This is a genomic window from Massilia rhizosphaerae (assembly GCF_016093545.1).
GTDB lineage: Bacteria > Pseudomonadota > Gammaproteobacteria > Burkholderiales > Burkholderiaceae_D > Telluria > Telluria rhizosphaerae.
Genome location: NZ_JADKYX010000002.1, coordinates 127,061 through 148,332, shown reverse-complemented (window position 1 = coordinate 148,332; position 21,272 = coordinate 127,061). Strand labels below are relative to the sequence as shown.

General features: G+C 65.2%; 16 protein-coding genes. 12 read left to right on the top strand and 4 right to left on the bottom strand.

Annotation, left to right across the window (positions count from 1 at the left end):
* Positions 1-24 precede the first annotated feature (24 nt).
* On the bottom strand, positions 25-720 hold the full coding sequence (locus ISF28_RS03665; protein WP_229518862.1) for an RNA pyrophosphohydrolase: 696 nt from the start codon (positions 718-720) through the stop codon (positions 25-27).
* A gap of 204 nt (positions 721-924) precedes the next feature.
* Here ISF28_RS03665 and ISF28_RS03660 point away from each other — a divergent pair, with 204 nt between their 5' ends.
* Both ISF28_RS03660 and ISF28_RS03655 read left to right on the top strand, forming a co-directional pair.
* On the top strand, positions 925-2,658 hold the full coding sequence (locus ISF28_RS03660; RefSeq protein WP_198115802.1) for a proline--tRNA ligase: 1,734 nt from the start codon (positions 925-927) through the stop codon (positions 2,656-2,658).
* The gene (locus tag ISF28_RS03655; RefSeq protein ID WP_198115801.1) at positions 2,658-3,308 is read left to right on the top strand and encodes a lytic transglycosylase domain-containing protein; all 651 of its coding nucleotides are present in this window, start codon (positions 2,658-2,660) and stop codon (positions 3,306-3,308) included. Before ISF28_RS03660 ends, ISF28_RS03655 begins: the two co-directional genes overlap by 1 nt.
* Before the next feature lie 36 nt (positions 3,309-3,344).
* On the opposite strand, the gene ISF28_RS03650 is transcribed toward ISF28_RS03655, so the two are convergent.
* The 3 genes from ISF28_RS03650 to ffh all read right to left on the bottom strand — a co-directional run bounded on the left by ISF28_RS03650 (position 3,345) and on the right by ffh (position 6,336).
* Positions 3,345-4,238 carry a LysR family transcriptional regulator gene (locus tag ISF28_RS03650; protein ID WP_198115800.1) on the bottom strand — a complete coding sequence of 298 codons (894 nt, stop codon included), beginning with the start codon at positions 4,236-4,238 and terminating at the stop codon, positions 3,345-3,347.
* A gap of 123 nt (positions 4,239-4,361) precedes the next feature.
* A complete protein-coding gene (locus ISF28_RS03645) occupies positions 4,362-4,763 on the bottom strand; it encodes an SWIB/MDM2 domain-containing protein (RefSeq protein ID WP_198115799.1) in 402 nt (133 codons plus the stop codon).
* 205 nt (positions 4,764-4,968) lie between these two features.
* Positions 4,969-6,336: a signal recognition particle protein gene (gene ffh / locus ISF28_RS03640; RefSeq protein WP_198115798.1), complete on the bottom strand. Its 1,368-nt coding sequence runs from the start codon at positions 6,334-6,336 to the stop codon at positions 4,969-4,971.
* A 252-nt stretch (positions 6,337-6,588) separates the two neighbouring features.
* Here ffh and ISF28_RS03635 point away from each other — a divergent pair, with 252 nt between their 5' ends.
* The 10 genes from ISF28_RS03635 (at position 6,589) to ISF28_RS03590 (ending at position 21,271) form a co-directional block, all read left to right on the top strand.
* On the top strand, positions 6,589-7,563 hold the full coding sequence (locus ISF28_RS03635) for an ABC transporter substrate-binding protein (RefSeq protein WP_198115797.1): 975 nt from the start codon (positions 6,589-6,591) through the stop codon (positions 7,561-7,563).
* A gap of 95 nt (positions 7,564-7,658) precedes the next feature.
* On the top strand, positions 7,659-8,492 hold the full coding sequence (locus tag ISF28_RS03630; protein WP_198115796.1) for an ABC transporter permease: 834 nt from the start codon (positions 7,659-7,661) through the stop codon (positions 8,490-8,492).
* A 1-nt stretch (position 8,493) separates the two neighbouring features.
* Entirely contained in the window at positions 8,494-9,303 is an 810-nt protein-coding gene (locus ISF28_RS03625; protein WP_198115795.1) for an ABC transporter ATP-binding protein, read from the top strand.
* A 50-nt stretch (positions 9,304-9,353) separates the two neighbouring features.
* Positions 9,354-10,157: a cytochrome C assembly family protein gene (locus tag ISF28_RS03620; RefSeq protein WP_198115794.1), complete on the top strand. Its 804-nt coding sequence runs from the start codon at positions 9,354-9,356 to the stop codon at positions 10,155-10,157.
* Positions 10,154-10,441 carry a PP0621 family protein gene (locus ISF28_RS03615; RefSeq protein ID WP_198115793.1) on the top strand — a complete coding sequence of 96 codons (288 nt, stop codon included), beginning with the start codon at positions 10,154-10,156 and terminating at the stop codon, positions 10,439-10,441. The genes ISF28_RS03620 and ISF28_RS03615 overlap by 4 nt, the downstream gene beginning before the upstream one ends.
* Positions 10,442-10,449: 8 nt before the next feature.
* Positions 10,450-12,141 carry a sensor histidine kinase gene (locus ISF28_RS03610; RefSeq protein WP_198115792.1) on the top strand — a complete coding sequence of 564 codons (1,692 nt, stop codon included), beginning with the start codon at positions 10,450-10,452 and terminating at the stop codon, positions 12,139-12,141.
* An 18-nt stretch (positions 12,142-12,159) separates the two neighbouring features.
* On the top strand, positions 12,160-13,587 hold the full coding sequence (locus ISF28_RS03605; protein WP_198115791.1) for a sigma-54-dependent transcriptional regulator: 1,428 nt from the start codon (positions 12,160-12,162) through the stop codon (positions 13,585-13,587).
* A gap of 433 nt (positions 13,588-14,020) precedes the next feature.
* Positions 14,021-16,939, top strand: a complete 2,919-nt coding sequence (locus ISF28_RS03600) for a ribonucleoside-diphosphate reductase subunit alpha (protein ID WP_198115790.1) — start codon at positions 14,021-14,023, stop codon at positions 16,937-16,939.
* Positions 16,940-16,995: 56 nt separating this feature from the next.
* Positions 16,996-18,099 (top strand): ribonucleotide-diphosphate reductase subunit beta, encoded by a 1,104-nt coding sequence (locus ISF28_RS03595; protein ID WP_198115789.1) that lies wholly within the window; start codon positions 16,996-16,998, stop codon positions 18,097-18,099.
* A gap of 424 nt (positions 18,100-18,523) precedes the next feature.
* Positions 18,524-21,271, top strand: a complete 2,748-nt coding sequence (locus tag ISF28_RS03590) for a type VI secretion system Vgr family protein (RefSeq protein ID WP_198115788.1) — start codon at positions 18,524-18,526, stop codon at positions 21,269-21,271.
* Position 21,272 lies beyond the last annotated feature (1 nt).

Genomic DNA, 21,272 nt, shown 5'->3' with positions numbered 1-21,272 from the left:
GTTGCGTCCGCGCTACTCGCGGATTCACTCCTTGCGCGTCACTCCTTGCTGCGCCAACACCATCTTGGAGCTGCCGGCCGCGTCGGCGATGGCCTTGCTGGCCACGGCCACCGCCTTGCTGCTGGCGTTGGCGTTGGTCGCGTTCGCCGCCGCCTTGCCGCCGCCGCCGTTACCGTTGCCGTTCTGGCCGCGCCGCTCGTGCGGCTGGCGCAGGTAGCGCGAGCTGTGGCGGCGTTCGCCGTTTGCGGGCCACGTGATAAAGCGCGACAACTCCTGCAGCGCGCGCTGGTACACTTCGCGCTTGAATTCGATGACCACGTCCAGCGGGACCCAGTAGTCGTGCCAGCGCCAGGCGTCGAACTCGGGATGGTCGGTCAGGCGCAGGTTGACGTCGTTGTCGCGCGCCACCATGCGCAACAGGAACCAGATCTGCTTCTGCCCGCGATAGTGACCACGCACTTCGCGCTTGATGAAGTGATCGGGCACCTCGTAGCGCAGCCAGTCGCGGGTCCGGCCCACGATCTTGACGTGCTCCTGGCGCAGGCCGATTTCTTCCTCGAGCTCGCGGTACATCGCCTGTTCCGGCGTCTCGCCGTATTTGATACCCCCTTGCGGAAATTGCCAAGAATGCTCACGCACCCGCTTGCCCCACCACACCTCGTTGTTGGCGTTCAGCAGGATGATGCCGACGTTGGGGCGAAACCCTTCACGATCGAGCATAATTCACCTCGAAACTTTCTGCCGGCCGATTCCTCTTACATTTTTACCTAGTTCCAGGTGCTTCCGTCGCCTCTACCTGCACAGGAACAACAGCATGCACCACTTGTTTCGGACCCATTTGTATAAAGATTGGATGCATCAGCCAGCTAATCCTTTAAAATTAGGTCGATTATAACCCTCTCTTTTTAAAAAGAATTCACCGATATGCGCGCCTCACGATTTTTTATTTCAACGCTCAAAGAAGCGCCCTCCGATGCCGAGATCGTCAGCCATAAACTGATGATGCGCGCCGGGATGATCAAGCGACTCGGCTCCGGCATCTACACCTACATGCCGCTGGGCCTGCGCGTCATCCGCAAAGTCGAGGGCATCATTCGCGAAGAGATGAACAAGGCGGGCGCGATCGAACTCCTGATGCCGCTCGTGCAGCCGGCCGAACTGTGGCAGGAGACGGGCCGCTGGGACAAGATGGGGCCGGAACTGCTGCGCCTCAAGGACCGCCACGGCCGCGACTTCGCGCTGCAGCCGACGTCGGAAGAAGTGATCACGGACGTCGTGCGCACCGAAGTCAAGTCGTACCGTCAGCTGCCGCTCAACTTCTATCACATCCAGACGAAATTCCGCGACGAGCGCCGCCCCCGCTTCGGCCTGATGCGCGGCCGCGAATTCACGATGAAGGACGCGTATTCGTTCGACCGCGACGTCGAAGGCATGCAGAAGTCCTACCAGACGATGTTCGACGCCTACGTCAGCACGTTCAACCGCTTCGGCCTGAAGTTCCGCGCAGTGGCGGCCGACAACGGCGCCATCGGCGGCACGGGTTCGCACGAATTCCACGTGATCGCCAGCACCGGCGAGGACGCGCTCGTCTACTGCCCGACGTCGGACTATGCCGCCAACATGGAAGCGGCCGAGGCGCTGCCGCTCGTCGCCCAGCGCGGCGCGGCCACGCAGCCGCTGACCAAGGTGTCCACGCCCAGGACGACCAAGTGCGAAGACGTCGCCAAGCTGCTCGGCATCGACCTGGCGCAGACCGTCAAGTCGATCGCGCTGACGGTCGAGAAGGACGTGGACGGCAAACAGGTTCGGGAAAACTGGCTGCTGCTGCTGCGCGGCGACCACGAACTGAACGAAGTCAAGGTCACCAAGGTGCCGGGCCTGAAGGACTTCCGCTTCGCCAGCGAAGCCGAGATCCAGGATGCCTACGGCACCGTGCCGGGCTACCTGGGCCCGATCAACACGAAGCAGCCGGTCAACGTCGTGGCCGACCGCACCGTCGCCAACATGGCGGACTTCGTGTGCGGCGCCAACGAGGCCGAATACCACCTGACGGGCGCCAACTGGGGCCGCGACGTGCTTGACCCCGTCGTCGCCGACCTGCGCAACGTGGTCGAGGGCGACGCGTCGCCGGACGGCAAGGGCGTGCTCGCGATCGAGCGCGGCATCGAAGTGGGCCACGTGTTCCAGCTCGGCACGGCGTACTCCGCCGCGATGGAGTGCGTCTACCTGGACGAGAAGGGCCAGCCGGTCCCGATGCAGATGGGTTGCTACGGCATCGGCGTGACCCGCATCGTGGGCGCGGCCATCGAGCAGAACTTCGACGACAAGGGCATCATCTGGCCGGACGCCATCGCGCCGTTCGAACTGGTGCTGTGCCCGATGGGCTATGACCGCAGCGACCTGGTCAAGACCGAAACCGACCGTCTGTATGCGGAACTGCAGGCGGCGGGCGTGGACGTCATCGTCGACGACCGCGGCCTGCGTCCGGGCGCCATGTTCGCCGACTGGGAGCTGATCGGCGTGCCGCACCGCGTCGTGATCGGCGAGCGCGGTCTCAAGGAAGGCAACCTGGAATACCAGGGCCGCCGCGATGTCGAAGCCACGGCGGTTTCCGCCGCCGACATGGTCGGCTTCATCAAGGGCAAGCTGGGCAAGTGATGGCGCGACGGTTGATAGTCCGGGCGGCAGCCCGGCTCGGCCCGGTCTTGCTCGCCGCTGCATTGATGAGCAGCGGCGCGGCGCAGGCCGGCAACCAGAAGGAAGAAGAGCTGGCCGCGTCGGTCCGGCTGGCGCTCGAACACGCGATCCGCGACGGCCGGCCGCCCAAGCCGGTGTTCCACGACGAGGTCGCGCGCGTGCGTTATCAACAATGGTTCGACGCGATGTCGGCGCGCCTCAAGCGCCGCTTGCCGGACGAGCAGACGCGCACGGAGTTCCTCGAATCCGCGTGGTACGAAGCGACGCGCGCGGGCCTCGATCCGGGCCTCGTGCTGGGCCTGATCCAGGTCGAGTCGGCGTATCGCAAGTACGCCGTGTCGATGGTCGGCGCGCGCGGCTACATGCAGGTCATGCCGTTCTGGACGAAGGTGATCGGCGACTCGAACCGCCGCGCGCTGTTCGACATGCAGACCAATCTGCGCTACGGCTGCTCGATCCTGCGCATGTACATCGACATGGAGGGCGGCAACCTCTATCTCGCCCTGGGCCGCTACAACGGCAGCCGCGGGCGGCCCGAGTATCCGAACGCGGTGCTCGCGGCGTGGAAGAATTGGGAGTTCAAGCCGGACGTGATGGTCACCAGCCGCTGATGCGCAAACGTTCGGTGGGCGCCCCGCGCCCACCATTCACACGCGGATTTCTTCCACCAATTGCTGCGCATGCCGCGGCAACCCCTCGAAGCTGCGCATGCACAGCGACAGCTGCCGCAGCGCCCACGCGTCGGCCAGTTCCAGCACGGCGATGTCCATCGTGCGCGCGCAGCGCCGCGCGGCCGGTTCGGACACGATGCCGACCCCGACTCCGCTCTCCACCATGCGGCACACCGCGTCGAAGCTGCGCAGGCGCACGCGCGCGCGCAAGGTGCGGCCGGCGCGTTCGGCCTGCTGGCCCAGGTAGCGGAACAGGGCGCTGTCGCCCGTCAGCGCGACGTGGTCGAGGTCGACGAGATGCGCGAACGCCACCGCCTGGCCGTCCTGCGCGACGAGCGTGCGCGCCAGCGCCGGCGGCGCGACGGCCACGAGGCGGTCGGTGCGGAACGGGAAGGTCTCCAGGCCGGACAGGTCGACCGTGTCGGCCACGATGCCGAGGTCCGCGCCGCCTTCGCGCACGGCGCGCGCGATGTCGCTGGACGTGCGTTCTTCCAGGTCGATGTCGACGTCCGGATGGCGCGCCATGAAGCCGGCCAGCGTGTCGGGCAGGTATTCGGACAGCGCCGCCGTATTGCACAGCAAGCGCACCTGGCCCTTGAGGCCCGCCGCGTGCTCGCCCAGTTCCGCGCGCATGCGCGCCAGCTGCTGGAACACGAGACGGGCGTGACGCTGCAGGGCGACGCCCGCCTTGGTCGGCTGCACGCCGCGCCGGCCGCGCACGAGCAGCGGCACGCCGAGGGTCGCTTCCATGTTCTGGATACGCTCGCTGGCCGATGCCAGCGCCAGGTGGGCGCGCTGGCTGCCACCCGTGATGCTGCCGGCGTCCAGCACGTGCAGGAACAGCTGCAGGTCCACCAGGTCGAATCTCATCTCGGACACCTCGTCGCAAAGAGCGTAGGGTTGCGAGTCCGCTCAAACACATCACAAAGCAAAAAGCCCCGGCTTGCCGGGGCTTTTTGTATCGGGGCCAGTGGGGCAGCCAGTCGGGTCTTCTTATTTGAGGTGATCCGAGATCAGCTTGGTCATTTCGAACATCGACACCTGCGCCTTGCCACCGAAGACGGCCTTCAGCTTGTCGTCGGCGTTGATCATGCGGCGGTTGGCCGCGTCCTGCAGGTTTTGCGCCTTGATGTAGTCCCAGACTTTCTTGGTCACTTCGGTGCGCGGCAGCGGCTTCGCGCCGACGACGGCGGCCAGCGGTGCCGACGGGGTCATCTCTTTCATGAAAGCGGCGTTGGGCTTGCGTGCCGCAGCCGGCTTCTTTGCTGCTGCGGTAGCTTTCGGCGCTGCTTCCTTGGCAGGAGCTGCCTTCTTCGCTGCCGGCTTTGCCGCCGCAGCAGGCTTGGCAGCGGCTTTTTTAGCGGGTGCTGCGGTGGTTTTTTTGGCTGTTGCCATCTTCGAGCCTCCTAAACGGAACACATGGAAATTTGCGCGTGAGCGCACCCGGCTTATATTGGTAGGGTTTTAGTGTTCGTGCAAGTCTTTTTCGAAATTTTTTCACTCTTACAAGGCCTAAATCTGCCCGTTGTGTTACCCGGGCCTCTCTAGAGCGAAAAAACAGGCGTCCCAAGCGCAAAAAGCCGCTCAGGCGGCGCGACGATCAGCGCATGCCGGGCATCATGCCCTTCATCCCGCGCATCATCTTCATCAAGCCGCCGCCCTTGAGCTTCTTCATCATCGTGTTCATCTGCTCGTACTGGTTCAGCATGCGATTGACCTCCTGCACCTGCACGCCGGCGCCGGCCGCGATGCGGCGCTTGCGGTTGGCCTTGATCAGTTCCGGCTTGGCGCGCTCCGCCGGCGTCATCGAATCGATGATGCCGCACATGCGGCGCACCTGTTTTTCGGCTTGATCCATATTGGCGCCGTTGGCGGCCTGCTGGAACTGGGCCGGCAATTTGTCGAGCAGGCCGGCCATGCCGCCCATCTTCTTCATCTGCGCGAGCTGGGCGCGGAAGTCGTTCATGTCGAACTTGCCGCCCGATTTGATCTTGTTGGCCATGTCGGCCGCGGCCTTCATGTCCACGCCCTTGCGCGCTTCCTCGACGAGGGCCAGGATGTCGCCCATGCCCAGCACGCGGCTGGCCATGCGGGCCGGATCGAAGGCTTCCAGGCCGTCCAGCTTTTCCGACACGCCGGCGAACTTGATCGGCTTGCCCGTCACGTGGCGCACGGACAGCGCCGCGCCGCCGCGCGAATCGCCATCGAGCTTGGTCAGGATCACGCCGGTCAGCGGCAGCGCGTCGTTGAAGGCCTTCGCCGTGTTGATCGCGTCCTGGCCGACCATGGCGTCGACGACGAACAGCGTCTCGATCGGATTCACGGCCGCGTGCACGGCGGCGATTTCCTGCATCATCGCCTCGTCGATGGCCAGGCGGCCGGCCGTGTCGACGATGACGACGTCGTGGTAGTGGCGGCGCGCCCAGTCGACCGCGTTCTTCGCGATGTCGACCGGCTTGTCGTTGGCGGTGGACGGGAAGAAGTCGGCGCCGACCTGCTTCGTCACCGATTCCAGCTGCGCGATCGCGGCCGGGCGGTACACGTCGGCGGAGACGGTGAGGACTTTTTTCTTCTTCTCTTCCTTGAGGTATTTGGCGAGCTTGCCGGTGGTGGTCGTCTTGCCGACACCCTGCAGGCCGGCCATCAGGATCACGGCCGGCGGCTGCTGCGCGAACGACAGCTGCGACGCTTCCGGACCGAGGTCGGCGCCCATCAGCGCGGCCAGTTCCTTCTGCACGACGCCGACGAGGGCCTGGCCCGGCGACAGCGAGCCGATGACTTCCTCGCCCAGCGCCTTTTCCTTCACTTTGGCGATGAATTCGCGCACGGCCGGCAGCGCGACGTCGGCCTCGAGCAGGGCCAGGCGCACTTCGCGCAGCATCTCGGCGGTGTTCGCCTCGGTGAGGCGGGCTTCGCCGCGCATCGTCTTGACGACCTTGGCAAGACGTTGGGTCAGGTTATCCAGCATGTTCTACCTTTTGTACTGAAGGGCAGCGGTGCCCTGATCTATATATACCGCCATTTTACCGCATGTCGGGACGCGTTTTCCCCGGACAAGACCTCCATCCGGCCTTTTGCAAGTCGTGCAGTCAACCGTTCGGTTTGACTATTGGTAAAAGCTGTCGAGACGGTTTGACAATATGTTGCTTCGAGTTTATTTTCCAGAGCTGCAGCACGCAGTTCATTCCAACTACAAGTTCGACCCGATCGGAGAGACTGAATGAAAGCAACCGTGTTACGCAAAACCCTCGTCCTCGCCGCCCTGCTGGCCGCGGGCGGCGCCCAGGCCCAGGACGTCGTCCGCCTCGGCAACCTCAAGTTCGCGCACTACGGCGCGGTCTCGTACATCAAGGAAATCGCGCCCAAATGCGGCATCAAGGTCGAGGAGCGCGTGTTCGCGAAAGGCCTGGACGTGATGCAGGCCATCATCGCGGGTGAGCTCGACGCGGGCGCGACGGCATCCGAGGCCGCCATTTCGGGCCGCACCGGCGGTGCGCCGATCTATGTCGTGGCCGGCTTCGCGAAGGGCGGCGCGCGCCTGGTCGCGCGGCCGGACGTCCACATCAAGAGCGTGAAGGACCTCAAGGGCAAGAAGGTGGGCGTGACGCGCGGCGGCATCCAGGAAGTCCTGTTGATGGCCGAGCTGCAGAAGGCGGGCCTGACCGCCGGCACCGCGCCGGGCAAGGACGTGCAGATCATCTACCTGGCCTACGCCGACCTCAACCAGGCGCTGCTGGGCAAGAACATCGACGCCATGATGCAGTCCGAGCCGCAGTCGTCGCAGGCGATCAACAAGGGATTCGGCGTCGAGGTCCTCAAGCCGTACGACACCCCGATCGGCGAGCCGGTACGGACGATGGTCATGACGGAAAAGTTCTACAACACGAAACACGCGGCGGCCGAGAAATTCATGCGCTGCTTCGTGATGGCCACGAGCGCCTTCATCCGGGACCGCGCGCTGGCCGAGAAATACGTGCGGGAGGTCGTGTTCAAGGGCCAGATCACGAAGGACGACTTCGACGACGCGATCAGCAATTCGCCGTACAGCTACGACATCACGCCGGAACACATCCAGACCACGACCGACCTCATGGTCAAGACGGGCGTCGGCCGGCTGGCGAATCCGCCCGTGGCGAAGCAGTGGGTCAAGACGGATTTGCTGGACGAGGCGAAGAAAAGCCTGAACATCAAATAAGCAGGTGGTCGGTGGGCACAGGGTGCCCACCCTACGGCACGATCGTAGGGTGGGCGGCCCTCCGCCCACCATGTGCGATGTGAAAGGGGATGCGAATGACGAAACGCAGGTGGCAGGACATCGCGGTCGGCCTGGTCGTGCCGGTCGTCGCGGTCGCGGTCTGGCAGTGGGTGGTCAGCCAGGGATGGGTCAACGAACACGTGCTGCCGTCCCCGCTGCAGGTGTGGCACAAGTGGGTCGCGTACCTGCTGCCGCTGCAGGACTACCCGACCTGGCACGAGGCCAATGGCGGCGGGCGGCTCGCGTGGATGGTCTCCGGCGAATTGATCAACGACGCCATCGGCAGCCTGTACCGCGTGATCGTCGGCTTCCTCGTCGGCACCGCCCTGGCGCTGCCGATCGGCCTCGCCATGGGCGCGAGCCGCATCGCGCATGCGTGGCTCAATCCCTTGTTCCAGCTGCTGCGGCCCATTCCGCCCATCGCCTACATTCCGATGTCGATGCTGTGGTTCGGCCTCGGCAACCCGCCGGCCTTCTTCCTCATCGCGCTGGGCGCCTTCTTTCCCGTGCTGATGAATACCATCGCGGGCGTGCGCCAGGTCGACGGCATCTACCTGCGCGCGGCGCGCAACCTGGGGGCCGGCGGCACGACGATGTTCGTGCGCGTGATCCTGCCGGCTGCCGTCCCGTACATCCTGACCGGCATGCGCGTCGGCATCGGCACGGCGTTCATCGTCGTGATCGTGGCCGAGATGATCGCCGTGAACAACGGGCTCGGTTGGCGCATCTCGGAGGCGCGCGAGTACTTCTGGTCGGACAAGATCATCGCCGGTATGATCACGATCGGCCTGCTCGGCCTCGCCATCGACGTCGGCATGAATAAACTGAACAACTACCTGCTGCGCTGGCACCGCGGCCTGGAGCATTGACATGAGCGCGCCCGACTTAAAAGCTCACCTTGTCATCGACAACGTGACCAAGGTATTCGACGGGGATGGCCACCGCATGGTCGCGCTGCAGGACATCACGCTGGAGGTCCCGCACGGCCAGTTCGTCTGCCTGCTGGGGCCTTCCGGCTGCGGCAAGTCGACCCTGCTGAACGCCATCGCCGGCTTCGCGCCGCCGACGGCCGGCCGCGTGCTGGCCGACGGCGTGCCGGTCGCCGGGCCCGGACCGGAGCGCGGCATGGTGTTCCAGGAATACGCGCTGTTCCCGTGGATGACGGTGGAGCAGAACGTCGGCTTCGGCCTGGAGATCAAGGGCATGCCGCGCGCGCAGATCGCGGCGCGCGTGGCGGAGCTTTTGAAATTGCTGTCGCTGGAGGAGTTCGCGAAACGCTACCCGAAAGACCTGTCCGGCGGCATGCGCCAGCGGGTGGCGATCGCGCGCGTGCTGGCGCTGGATTCGCCGATCATGCTGATGGACGAGCCGTTCGGCGCGCTCGACGCCCTCACCCGGCGCAACCTGCAGGACGAGCTGCTGCGCCTGTGGGCGGAACTCAGGAAGACCGTCATCTTCGTCACGCACAGCATCGAGGAAGCGATCTACCTGGCCGACCGCATCGTCGTGATGACCTACCGGCCGGGCACGATCAAGCGCGACATCCTCGTCGAACTGCCGCGCCTGCGCGATCCGGCGGCGCCCGAATTCAACGCGCTCAAGCGCGAGCTTGGGCTGATGGTGATGGAAGAGCAGCAGCGGCATCACGACGCCGAAATCAAGGCCGCGGCCGTGGATTGACGGAATGCCAAGCTGTCCCCCCATCGTCGGGATGGTGTAGACTCGCGCGTATGCAACTCACCCTATTCATCGCCGCGGCAATCCTGTACGCGGTATGCGCCCTGCTGCCGTCGCGGCAGGGCTCGGCCATTTCGGCCGTGACCTTTCTTGCGTGGGCCGTGCACGGCGTCGCGCTGTGGCCGGACGTCGTGACGAACGGCACCCTGCGCGTCGGCTTCGCCTTCATGCTGTCGGTCGCGCTGTGGATCTCGGTCGCCGCGTACTGGATCGAAAACCGCAATTTCGCGCTGGATGGCATGCGCCGCATGGTCATGCCGTGCGCGGCCGTCGCGGCGCTGCTGCCGCCGCTGTTCCCCGGCAACCTGATGCCCGTGCAGGACCAGTCGCCCGCGTTCGGCTGGCACGTGGCCGTGGCCGTGTCGGCGTACAGCACGCTCACGATCGCCGCCTTCCACGCCGTGCTGATGGCGCTGCAGGAGGCGCGCCTGCACACGAAGAGCGCCAGGAAGGGCTGGCTGGGCGGCGCGATCGACCAGCTGCCGGCGCTGCTCACCATGGAACGGCTGCTGTTTCGCATGATCGGCATCGGTTTCGTCCTGCTCAGTCTCACGGTCCTGTCGGGCATCGTGTTCTCCGAGGAGCTGTTCGGGCGCGCGCTGCGCTGGGACCATAAAAACGTGTTCGCGCTGCTGTCGTGGATGCTGTTCGCCGCGCTGCTGGCCGGACGCCGCTGGCGCGGCTGGCGCGGCAAGACCGCGCTGCGCTTCACGCTGGCGGGATTCGCCACCCTGGCGCTGGCTTACGTCGGCAGCCGGTTCGTTTTCGAAGTCGTTCTGCACCGGGGGTTCGTATGACGCGACTGCTTTTCTGGATTGCGCTCGTCATCCTCGTGGTGGCGGCCGTGCGCAGCAAACTGCGCGCCGCGATGGTGCGCGCACAAGAGCCGTCCGCCGGTCCGGCACCGGCGTCCGCCGGCGCCGACGCGCAGGCATGGAGCCGCGTCGAGGACAAGTCCGAGCCGATGCTCTGCTGCGCCCGTTGCGGCGTCTATTTCCCGTCGTCGGAGGCCGTGCGGGCCGGGGGACGCGATTACTGCGGCCCGGCGCACGCGCACGAGGCGCAACAAGACGCCCGGTAAGACGCCGCATGGCGCCCTGGCTGTCCCTGTCCGCCGAGTCGCGCTCGACGTTCTGGCGCTCGCTGCAGACGCTCACGGTCACGCGCATCGTGATCGCGCTCGTGCTGCTGCTCTACCTGTCCGTCGATGTGCGGCGCGGCCGCGTGGACGGCACGGTCTATGCCGAGACGTGCATCGCCTACGTGCTGGCGGCCCTGCTGTTCGCGGCCGTCGCCCAGCGCTGGCGCCGGCGCTTCCTGTGGCAGCTGTCCGGCCAGGTCGTCGTCGACATCGGCGCGATCTCGCTGCTGTACCTGGCGGCCGGCGGCATGCGCAGCGGCCTCGCGCTGCTGTACCTGTTCCCGCTGGCCGGCGCCGCGATCCTCGCGCCGCTGGTGCTGGCCCTGTTCTCGGCCGCGCTGGCGACGCTGTTCGTGCTGGGCGAGAGCATCTGGCAGGTCTTCATGCGCCCGGACGAGCCGCCGCTGACCCAGGCGGGGCTCACCGGCGCCGCGTTCTTCGCCGTGGTGCTGGTGCTGAACCGCCTGGCCGCGCGGCTCATCAACCAGGAAGAACTGGCCGCGCGCCGCGGCGCCGACCTGCGCATCCAGCAGGCGATCTACCGCATCGTCGTGGACGACGTGGCCGACGGCATCCTCGTGCTGGGGCGCGACGGCACGGTCTTCGGCGGCAATCCGGCGGCGCGCCGCATGCTCGGGCTGGACACGCAGCCGGGCGAGGACGGCAACGTGTTCCTGCTGACCGACCTGCCGGCGCTGGAGCCGGTGGCGCAGAGTTTCGCGGCCTGGCTCGGGCGCTGCATGGACACGCCGGCCGCGGCGACGGGCGGCTACGTCACCGTCAAGCGCTGGCACGAGACGGACGGACCGGTGCGCGGCCGCCTCGACCAGCCGGTGCATCTCAAGCTGCGCTTCGCGCGCGTCGACGCGCCGGAAGGCGCGGCCGAGCGCAGCCTCGTGTTCCTGCAGGACGTGAGCGCCATCGAAAACCAGGCGCAGCAACTCAAGCTGGCGTCGATGGGGCGCCTGACGGCCAGCATCGCGCACGAAGTGAGGAATCCGCTGTCGGCGATCGGGCACGCGACGTCGCTGCTGGCGGAGGACCTGCACGGCCAGGCCGAGGTGCGCCTGCTGCGCATCGTGAACGACAACGTGGCGCGCGTGAACCGCATGGTCGAGGACATCCTGAAACTGTCGCGCAAGGTGCAGCCGAACGCCACGCCCGTGTCGCTCGACGACTTCCTGCCGGAGCTGCGCGCCGAGTTCACGGAAATGCACGGCATGGCCGGTGATATAGTGTGGGTGGGCGATGCGGGCGGCCGCAGCGTGCGTTTCGACGGCCTGCATTTGCGCGAGGTGCTCGTGAATTTGCTCGGCAACGCGATCCGCTACGCGAGCGGCAAGCCGGCCAGCATCCGCGTGTGCCCGGTGCTCGACGCCACGGGCCGCCTGGAATTGCACGTGCAGGACGACGGTCCCGGCATCACGCCGGAAGTGCGGGCCCACTTGTTCGAGCCGTTCTACACGACGTCGAGCAAGGGCACGGGCCTGGGCCTGTACCTGGCGCGCGAACTGTGCCTGAACAACGGGGCGATGCTCGACTACGAATACCGCACCGAGGACGTCCGGCCCTTTGCTGCGGCCGGCGGCACGGGCGAGGCCAGCGGGCGCTTCGTGATCACCTTCGCGGCATCCCTCTAACGACACGGAAAGAAAGTCATGAGCTCACCCCGCATCCTGGTGGTCGACGACGAACCCGACCTGCGCGAGCTGCTCGAGATCACCCTGCTCAAGATGGGGCTCGACGTGGACAGCGCGGCGACCGTGCGCGAAGCGCGCGCGCTGCTCGGCCAGAAAGCGTACGCGCTGGTGCTGACGGACATGCGCCTGCCCGACGGCCTGGGCCTGGAGCTGGTGCGCGAGGTGGCGGCCAATCATAAGAGCACGCCGGTCGCCGTGATCACCGCGTACGGCAGCGCCGAGAATGCCGTCGTGGCGCTCAAGGCCGGCGCGTTCGATTACGTGTCGAAGCCCGTCGTGCTGGACGATCTGCGCGCGATGGTGCGCGCGGCGCTGAAACTGTCCGACCCGGCGGCCGCGCCCGCGCACGTGGACGCGGGCGGTGCGTCGCGCCTGATCGGGCAATCGCCCGCGATGCAGGCATTGCGCGCCCAGATCGCGCGGCTGGCCCGCTCGCAGGCGCCCATCGCCATCAACGGCGAATCGGGCAGCGGCAAGGAACTGGCCGCGCGCGAGATCCACGCCCAGGGCGCACGGGCCGGCAAGCCGTTCGTCGCCGTCAACTGCGGCGCGATTCCCGAGGCGCTGATGGAGGCCGAGTTCTTCGGCTACCGCAAGGGCGCGTTCACGGGCGCGAACGACGAGCGCGACGGCTTCTTCCAGGCCGCCAACGGGGGCACCCTGATGCTCGACGAGGTGGCCGACCTGCCGCTCGCGATGCAGGTGAAACTGCTGCGCGCGATCCAGGAACGGCGCGTGCGCAAGATCGGCGCCACCGTCGAGGAACCGGTCGACGTGCGCATCATCAGCGCCACGCACAAGGATCTCGCCAGGTGCGTGGAGAACGGCAGCTTCCGCCAGGACCTGTTCTACCGCCTGAACGTGATCGAACTTACGCTGCCGCCGCTGCGCGAGCGCCTGGACGACCTGCCGCTGCTGGTCGACGCCATCCTTGCGCGCCTGGCCGGCCCGGGCGGGGCGAGGCTGGGGCCCGGCGTGCTGGAAGCGCTGCGCGGCTATGCGTTTCCGGGCAATGTGCGTGAATTGGAAAACGTGCTCGAACGCGCGCTCGCCTTCGCCGACGACGGCGTGATCGAGGCGGGCGACTTGCAGCTGAAGGGGGCGAAGCTGGGCGACGCGGGCGTCGTGCCGCAGGGGGAGGGCGCGCCCGCCGCCCAGCCGCCGGCGGCGGCGCCGGAGCCGGAGCCGGCCGCGCCGCCGCCGGCCGCCGACGCGCTGCCGAGCAATCTGCCGGACTACCTGAGCCAGGTCGAGCGCGACATCATCCTGCGTGCGCTGAACCAGACCCAGTTCAACCGCACGCAGGCCGCGAGCCTGCTCGGCATCAGCGTCCGGCAACTGCGCTACCAGATGCAGAAACTGGGCATCCACGCGCCCGAACCCTGAACGGCCGTGGTCTTTTCGCCAACGCAGCAAAGCCGAAACCCCGGATTTTGCACGAATAGTAAGCAGCCCGAATCGCCCCACGAAATTAATGTTAGCGCTTACTTCGCCGTGGAGGCTTCAAGTATCGGACCTGATCGATGTCAAGAAAAAAATCTTAGTCGCAGAGCTCTTAAAAATCGCGTACATCGACTACAATTAGGTTTGTAAGGCCGTTGTCTACTACATCTAGTGGTCAACGGCCTTAATGCCGAACAGGCTGAGTAGGGGCGCAACAGCGTTTTCTCAATCTTGCTGCTCCTATTTTTTATCGGCAGAAAGTTATCGAGTTGCTAATTTTGTTGAGTTAGCAGCTTTCCCCGGATTCATCATCGCGGGATCCATCTACAAAATCGTGAAGGCGGTGGCAGTGCGACACGCCATGCTGGGAGGCTCAATGCAAACATCTTCGGACATTTCCATCAATCCGTACGTCGCAACCGGGACGACGGCCGGCAAGAGCGCGGCCGAACTGGTCGCGACCGGCGACTATCGCATCATCCGCCGCAACGGCGCCGTGGTGCCGTTCGCGCCGAACAAGATCGCCGTCGCGATGACCAAGGCCTTCCTCGCCGTGAACGGCGAGCAGGGCCGCGAGTCCGCGCGCATCCGCGAACTGGTCGAGCAGCTGACGAACAACGTGGTCGCGGCGCTGGTGCGCCGCCAGCCGAACGGCGGCACCTTCCACATCGAGGATGTGCAGGACCAGGTGGAATTGTCCCTGATGCGTTCGGGCGAGCATGACGTCGCGCGCGAATACGTGCTGTACCGCGCCAAGCGCATGGAAGAGCGCCGCGCCGCCAAGGAAGCGGCCGGCAATACCCAGATCGACGCCCCGCAGATCCATGTGGTCGACGGCGGCGCGCGCCGCCTGCTCGACATGAACGAGGTGATGGCCCTGATCGACGCCGCCTGCGCCGGCCTGGAAAAGCACGTCGACGCCGACGCCATCCTGGCCGAGACGGTCAAGAACCTGTACGACGGCGTGCCGGTCGAGGAGTTGCACAAGTCGGCCGTGCTGGCCGCGCGCGCGCTGATGGAAAAAGACCCGGCCTACAGCCAGGTCACCGCGCGCATCCTGCTGCACTCGATCCGCAAGGAGATCTTCGGCAAGGACGTGCCGCAAGCCGCCGCCGCCGCCGAATACGTCACCTATTTCCCGCAATACATCGCCAAGGGCATCGAAGCCGAGCTGCTGGACGAGGAATTGGGCAAGTTCGACCTGCAGAAGCTGGCGAAAGCCATCGTCGCCGACCGCGACCTGCAGTTCGGCTACATCGGCCTGCAGACCCTGTACGACCGCTACTTCCTGCACATCCGCGACGTCCGCATCGAGATGCCGCAGGCGTTCTACATGCGCGTCGCGATGGGCCTGGCCCTGCGTGAAGAAAACCGCGAAGCGCGCGCGGTCGAGTTCTACAACCTGCTGTCGACGTTCGACTTCATGAGCTCGACCCCGACCTTGTTCAACTCGGGCACCCGCCGCTCGCAGCTGTCGTCGTGCTACCTGACTACGGTCGCCGACGACCTGGAAGGCATCTACGACGCCATCAAGGAAAACGCGCTGCTGTCGAAATTCGCCGGCGGCCTGGGCAACGACTGGACCCCGGTACGCGCGCTGGGCTCGCGCATCAAGGGCACCAATGGCAAGTCGCAGGGCGTCGTGCCGTTCCTGAAGGTCGCGAACGACACCGCCGTCGCCGTCAACCAGGGCGGCAAGCGCAAGGGCGCCGTCTGCGCCTACCTGGAAACGTGGCACCTGGACATCGAGGAATTCCTCGACCTGCGCAAGAACACGGGCGACGACCGCCGCCGCACCCACGACATGAACACGGCGAACTGGATTCCCGACCTGTTCATGAAGCGCGTGATGGAAAAGGGCGAGTGGACCCTGCTGTCGCCGTCGGAAGCGCCGGACCTGCACGACAAGGTCGGCAAGGCGTTCGAGGAAGCCTACCTGAAGTACGAAGCGAAGGCCGCCCGCGGCGAGCTGACCGTGCACAAGAAGATCCAGGCGCTCGACCTGTGGCGCAAGATGCTGTCGATGCTGTTCGAAACGGGCCACCCGTGGATCACGTTCAAGGATCCGTGCAACATCCGCTCGCCGCAGCAGCACGTCGGTGTCGTGCACTCGTCGAACCTGTGCACCGAGATCACGCTGAACACGAACGCCGACGAAATCGCCGTCTGCAACCTGGGCTCCGTGAACCTGCCGGCCCACATGAAGGGCGACGGCCTGGACGTGGTCAAGCTGCAGAAGACCATCCGCACGGCGATGCGCATGCTCGACAACGTCATCGACATCAACTACTACGCCGTCAAGAAGGCCGAGAACTCGAACCTGCGCCACCGTCCGGTCGGCCTGGGCATCATGGGCTTCCAGGACTGCCTGCACATGATGCGCGTGCCGTTCGCGTCCGACAAGGCCGTGGAATTCGCCGACCGCTCGATGGAAGCCGTCTGCTACTACGCCTACCTGGCGTCGACCGAGCTGGCCGAGGAACGCGGCCGCTACCAGTCGTACGAAGGTTCGCTGTGGGACCGCGGCATCCTCCCGCAGGACTCGATCAAGCTGCTGGCGGAAGAACGCGGCGGCTACCTCGAGCAGGACATGTCGGAGTCGATGGACTGGAGCATCGTCCGCAACCGCATCAAGCAGTTCGGCATGCGTAACTCGAACTGCGTGGCGATCGCCCCGACGGCGACCATCTCGAACATCATCGGCGTCTCCGCCTGCATCGAGCCGACGTTCCAGAATCTGTACGTGAAGTCGAACCTGTCGGGCGAGTTCACCGAGATCAATGCCTGCCTGGTGCGCGACCTGAAGGCACGCGGCCTGTGGGACGAGGTCATGATCAACGACCTGAAATACTTCGACGGCTCGCTGTCGCGCATCGACCGCGTGCCGCAGGATCTGCGCGAGATCTACGCCACGGCGTTCGAAGTCGAGCCGAAGTGGCTGGTGGAAGCCGCGTCGCGCCGCCAGAAGTGGATCGACCAGGCCCAGTCGCTGAACATCTATATGGCGGGCGCCTCGGGCAAGAAGCTGGACGAGACCTATAAACTGGCCTGGCTGCGCGGCCTGAAGACGACCTATTACCTGCGCACGATCGCCGCGACGCACATGGAGAAGTCGACCACCCGCACCGGCGCCCTGAACGCTGTGGCGGTCGACGGCGGACTGTCGGCAGCGCCGGCGGCTGCCCCGGCGGCACCTGCACCGGTAGCCGCAGCTGCTGCGGACGTCGTGGACGGCGCGGCCTGCTACCTGCGGCCGGGCGACGCGGGCTTCGACGAGTGCGAAGCCTGCCAGTAATTTCGACCCGTCGCTTTTAAGTAAACAGTACAAACAGTACAAGAAGGAAAAACATCATGGCTCTCTCCTGGGACGATGAACCGACCACCGCGGCGCCGGCTCCCGCCGCAGACAATCCTGAAGCCAGCGCCGCCGACGTCGCCAAGCGCGTGAATGCGGACGACAAGCGCATCATCAACGCCAAGACCGACGTCAACCAGCTCGTGCCGTTCAAGTACAAGTGGGCGTGGGACAAATACCTGGCCGGCTGCGCCAACCACTGGATGCCGCAGGAAGTCAACATGCAGCGCGACATCGAGCTGTGGAAGAACCCGAACGGCCTGACGGAAGACGAGCGCCGCATCGTCAAGCGCAACCTGGGCTTCTTCGTGACGGCCGACTCGCTGGCCGCCAACAACATCGTGCTGGGCACCTATCGCCACATCACGGCGCCGGAATGCCGCCAGTACCTGTTGCGCCAGGCGTTCGAGGAAGCGATCCACACGCACGCGTACCAGTACATCGTGGAATCGCTGGGCCTGGACGAGCGCGAGATCTTCAACGCATACAACGAGATCCCGTCGATCCGCGACAAGGACCAGTTCCTGATCCCGTTCATCGAGGTCATCAACGATCCGCAATTCCACACCGGCACGCTGGAAAACGACCAGAAGCTGCTGCGCTCGATCATCGTGTTTGCTTGTCTGATGGAAGGCCTGTTCTTCTACGTCGGCTTCACGCAGATCCTCGCGCTCGGCCGCCAGAACAAGATGACGGGCGCCGCCGAGCAGTACCAGTACATCCTGCGCGACGAATCGATGCACTGCAATTTCGGCATCGACCTGATCAACACGATCAAGATGGAAAACCCGCAGCTGTGGACGCCGGCATTCCGCGACGAGATCAAGGAACTGTTCGTGAAAGCCGTCGACTTGGAATACCGCTACGCCGAAGACACGATGCCACGCGGCGTGCTGGGCCTGAACGCAGCGATGTTCAAGGGCTACCTGCGCTTCATCGCCAACCGCCGCGCCGTCCAGATCGGCCTGGATCCGCTGTTCCCGAACGAGGAAAACCCGTTCCCGTGGATGAGCGAGATGATCGACCTGAAGAAGGAACGCAACTTCTTCGAGACCCGCGTGACGGAATACCAGACCGGCGGCGCGCTGAACTGGGACTGATCCCGCATCGTCCGCCCGCGCACGACGAAGCCCGCCGACCGGCGGGCTTTTTTATTTGCGAGTGCGTTCGGTGCGCGTCCTGCGCAGCTGCAAAACGCCGATCGTTCGCCATTCAACGGTAATGAGAATATTCACCCATTTCTGCGATATTTGCATTCGCAAATATTCGCGAATTATTTCATTTTAATGGCAAGGATTTTATCGGCAATTGTCGCTTGAGTAAATCTTCGTGCATTTTTGCAATATATAAGCCGATTGGGAAATTTATTTTAGAATCAAAGGGTTGGAATTCGTAGAGAATCTATTCAAAAGCCGATTGTGCGCGTGGACACATATCTTAATTAGAAATAAGATATGCGGTTGTATTGGATGAGTTTATTTAAAACCATCCATCAATTCCATCGTGTACGGCTAGGAAGTTTGAATGAACCTCACGGATCTGATCGCAGAATTTACCGGATTATCCGAGGCGGAACGCCCCATCCGTCTGCGGCTGTCGCACGAGCGGCGCGTGCTCGACGACGTCTTGCTGGTCAAACGCGCCGCCGGCAGCGAGGCCGTGTGCGGCGGACTGGAATATCGGCTGCTGTGCGTGTCGACCGAGGCGAATCTCCCTTTGAAGGAATTCATCGCCTTGCCGGTCGAACTCCAGTTCGTGACGGATCGCGGCGACCTGCGCGCCGTCTGCGGCATCGTGGCCCAGGCGGCGGCGGGCCAAAGCGACGGCGGACTGGCGACCTATGAATTGGTGGTGCGCGACGCACTGGCACTGATGGAACAGCGCATCAATACCCGGGTCTTTCGCAACCGGAACGAACTGGATATCACCGGGGTGATCCTGGACGAGTGGCGCCAGACGAATCCCGTGCTGGCGAAAGCGTTCGACGTGGATTGGTCGCACGTCACCGGCACGTATGCCGCGCGCGAATTCACGATGCAGCACAACGAATCGGATGCCGCCTTTTTGCGCCGATTGTGGAAACGGCGCGGCATTGCCTGGTGTGTGCGGCCCGGACAAGCCAGCCAGTCGCATGCACAAGAAACGCCGGCCCATGCCCTCGTGCTGTTCGACGACGCGTTCACGCTGCCGCAGAATGCCGCCGGCACGGTGCGGTATCACCGGGACGGCGGCACCGAACGAGCGGACACCGTCATCGCCTGGAGCGCGGTACGCGCGCTCAAGCCCGGCCAGGTTGCGCGTCAGAGTTGGGATTATCTGCAGGCCCGTCCGATGACGAGCACGACGTCGTCCGGTATCGACCAGGGGACGATGGGCAACCAGTTCGCGGTCGGTCTCGACGATTATCTGATCGATATGCCGCATGCCGGCGAGGACGGGGACGATTACCGCAGGCTCGGCGAACTGCGCATGAAGCGCCACGAATACGAATCGAAGTGCTTTTATGGCGAAGGCAGCGTGCGTGCGTTGTGCGTCGGGGAATGGATGGCCCTGGCCGATCATCCGGAGATCGACACGCATCCCGACCATGAACGGGAATTCATCGTCACGCGCCTCGACGTCGACGCGGAAAACAATCTGCCGAAGACCGTCGACGACCAGGTGCGGCGCCTGTTCTCGCTGAACCGCTGGGAAGACGGGCCGGCCGGCAGCGCGCTGCGGCAAGCGAGCGAGGAGCGCGGCATGCGCTACACGAACCGTTTTTCGTGCGTGCGCCGCGGCATCCCGATCGTGCCGGCATTCGATCCCCGGACCGATTTGCCGCGGCCACGGCTGCAAAGCGCGCGCGTCGTCGGGCCGGCGGGCGAAGAAGTGCATTGCGACGAGCACGGCCGGGTCAAGGTGCGTTTTCCCGGCACCCGGCCGGAAGACCACGGCCACGCCCAGGACGCCGGCGCCAGCGACAGCGACCGGGACTCCGCCTGGGTCCGTGTCGCCAGCACATGGGCCAGCAATCAATGGGGCACCATTACGTTGCCCCGCGTCGGCGACGAAGTCATCGTCGACTTCCTGGGCGGCGACCCGGACAAGCCGATCATCGTCGCGCAGGTGTACGGCGGCACGGCGCCGCCGCCGGCGTTCAGCCATACCGGTGCGCTGCCCGGTAATAAATACCTTGCCGGCATCAAGAGCAAGGAAGTGCAGGGCACCCGCTACAACCAACTGCGGTTGGACGACACGCCGGGAGAAATCAACGCGCAACTGTCGTCCGAACATGGTCATAGCGAACTGAACCTGGGCTGGCTTACGCATCCCCGCAGCGAAGGCCGGGGCGAGGCGCGCGGCGAGGGCGCAGAATTGCGCAGCGACCACGCCGTTGCGGTGCGCGGCGCGAAAGGCGTCCTGATCAGTGCCGATGCGCGGACGACTGCCGGCGGCAAGCAACTGGACCGTGCCGAACTGGTCGGGCTGTTGGACGTGCTGCGGGGCGTCCAGCAGCAACTGTCCGAACTGTCGACGACGCATCATGCGGACGACACGGACGACCAGGCACTCAGGGAATTGCTCGGTCACTTGACGCAGTGGGAAGCCGGCACCAACACGGCGCCCGGCGCCGCGGCCGGAGGCGGCCAGCCCGTCGTGGCGCTGTCCGCGCCGGCGGGCATGGCGCTGGCGAGCCAGAACAATATCGCGCTCGGCGCGCAAACGCACGTCGACGTGGTCAGCGTCGGCAATACCCAGCTCTCCGTCGGCAAGCGCCTGCTGGCGCGTGTGTCGGAAAGTATCAGCCTGTTCGCGCATCGTCTGGGGATCAAGCTCATCGCCGCCAGCGGCAAGCTGGAATTGCAGACCCATGGCGACGACATCGAGATCACGTCGGCCAAGCGCATCGTCCTGACCGCCGCCGACGAAATCGTGCTGCAGGCGCCGAAGGTGCGTTTCGTGGCGCAGGGCGCGCAGGTCGATATCGGCGGCGGCGCCATCACGCAGCAGAGCAGTGGCGCACATACCATCAAGTCGTCGACGTTCGCGCACGTGGGGCCGGGCGGTGGTACGCCGCCGGGTGTGGAGCTTCCCGCCAGCACGTTGAAAACGGACGAAAAATTCGTGCTCGCCCGCCGCGGCAGCGGCCGTCCGCACGCCAACCAGCGCTATCGGATCGAACTGGACGACGGTCGCACCATCGAAGGCGTCACCGACCAGCACGGCCATACCCAACTGACGCAGGACATGGCGCTCAAGATCGCGCGCCTGACCCTTTTGAAAGCGTAAC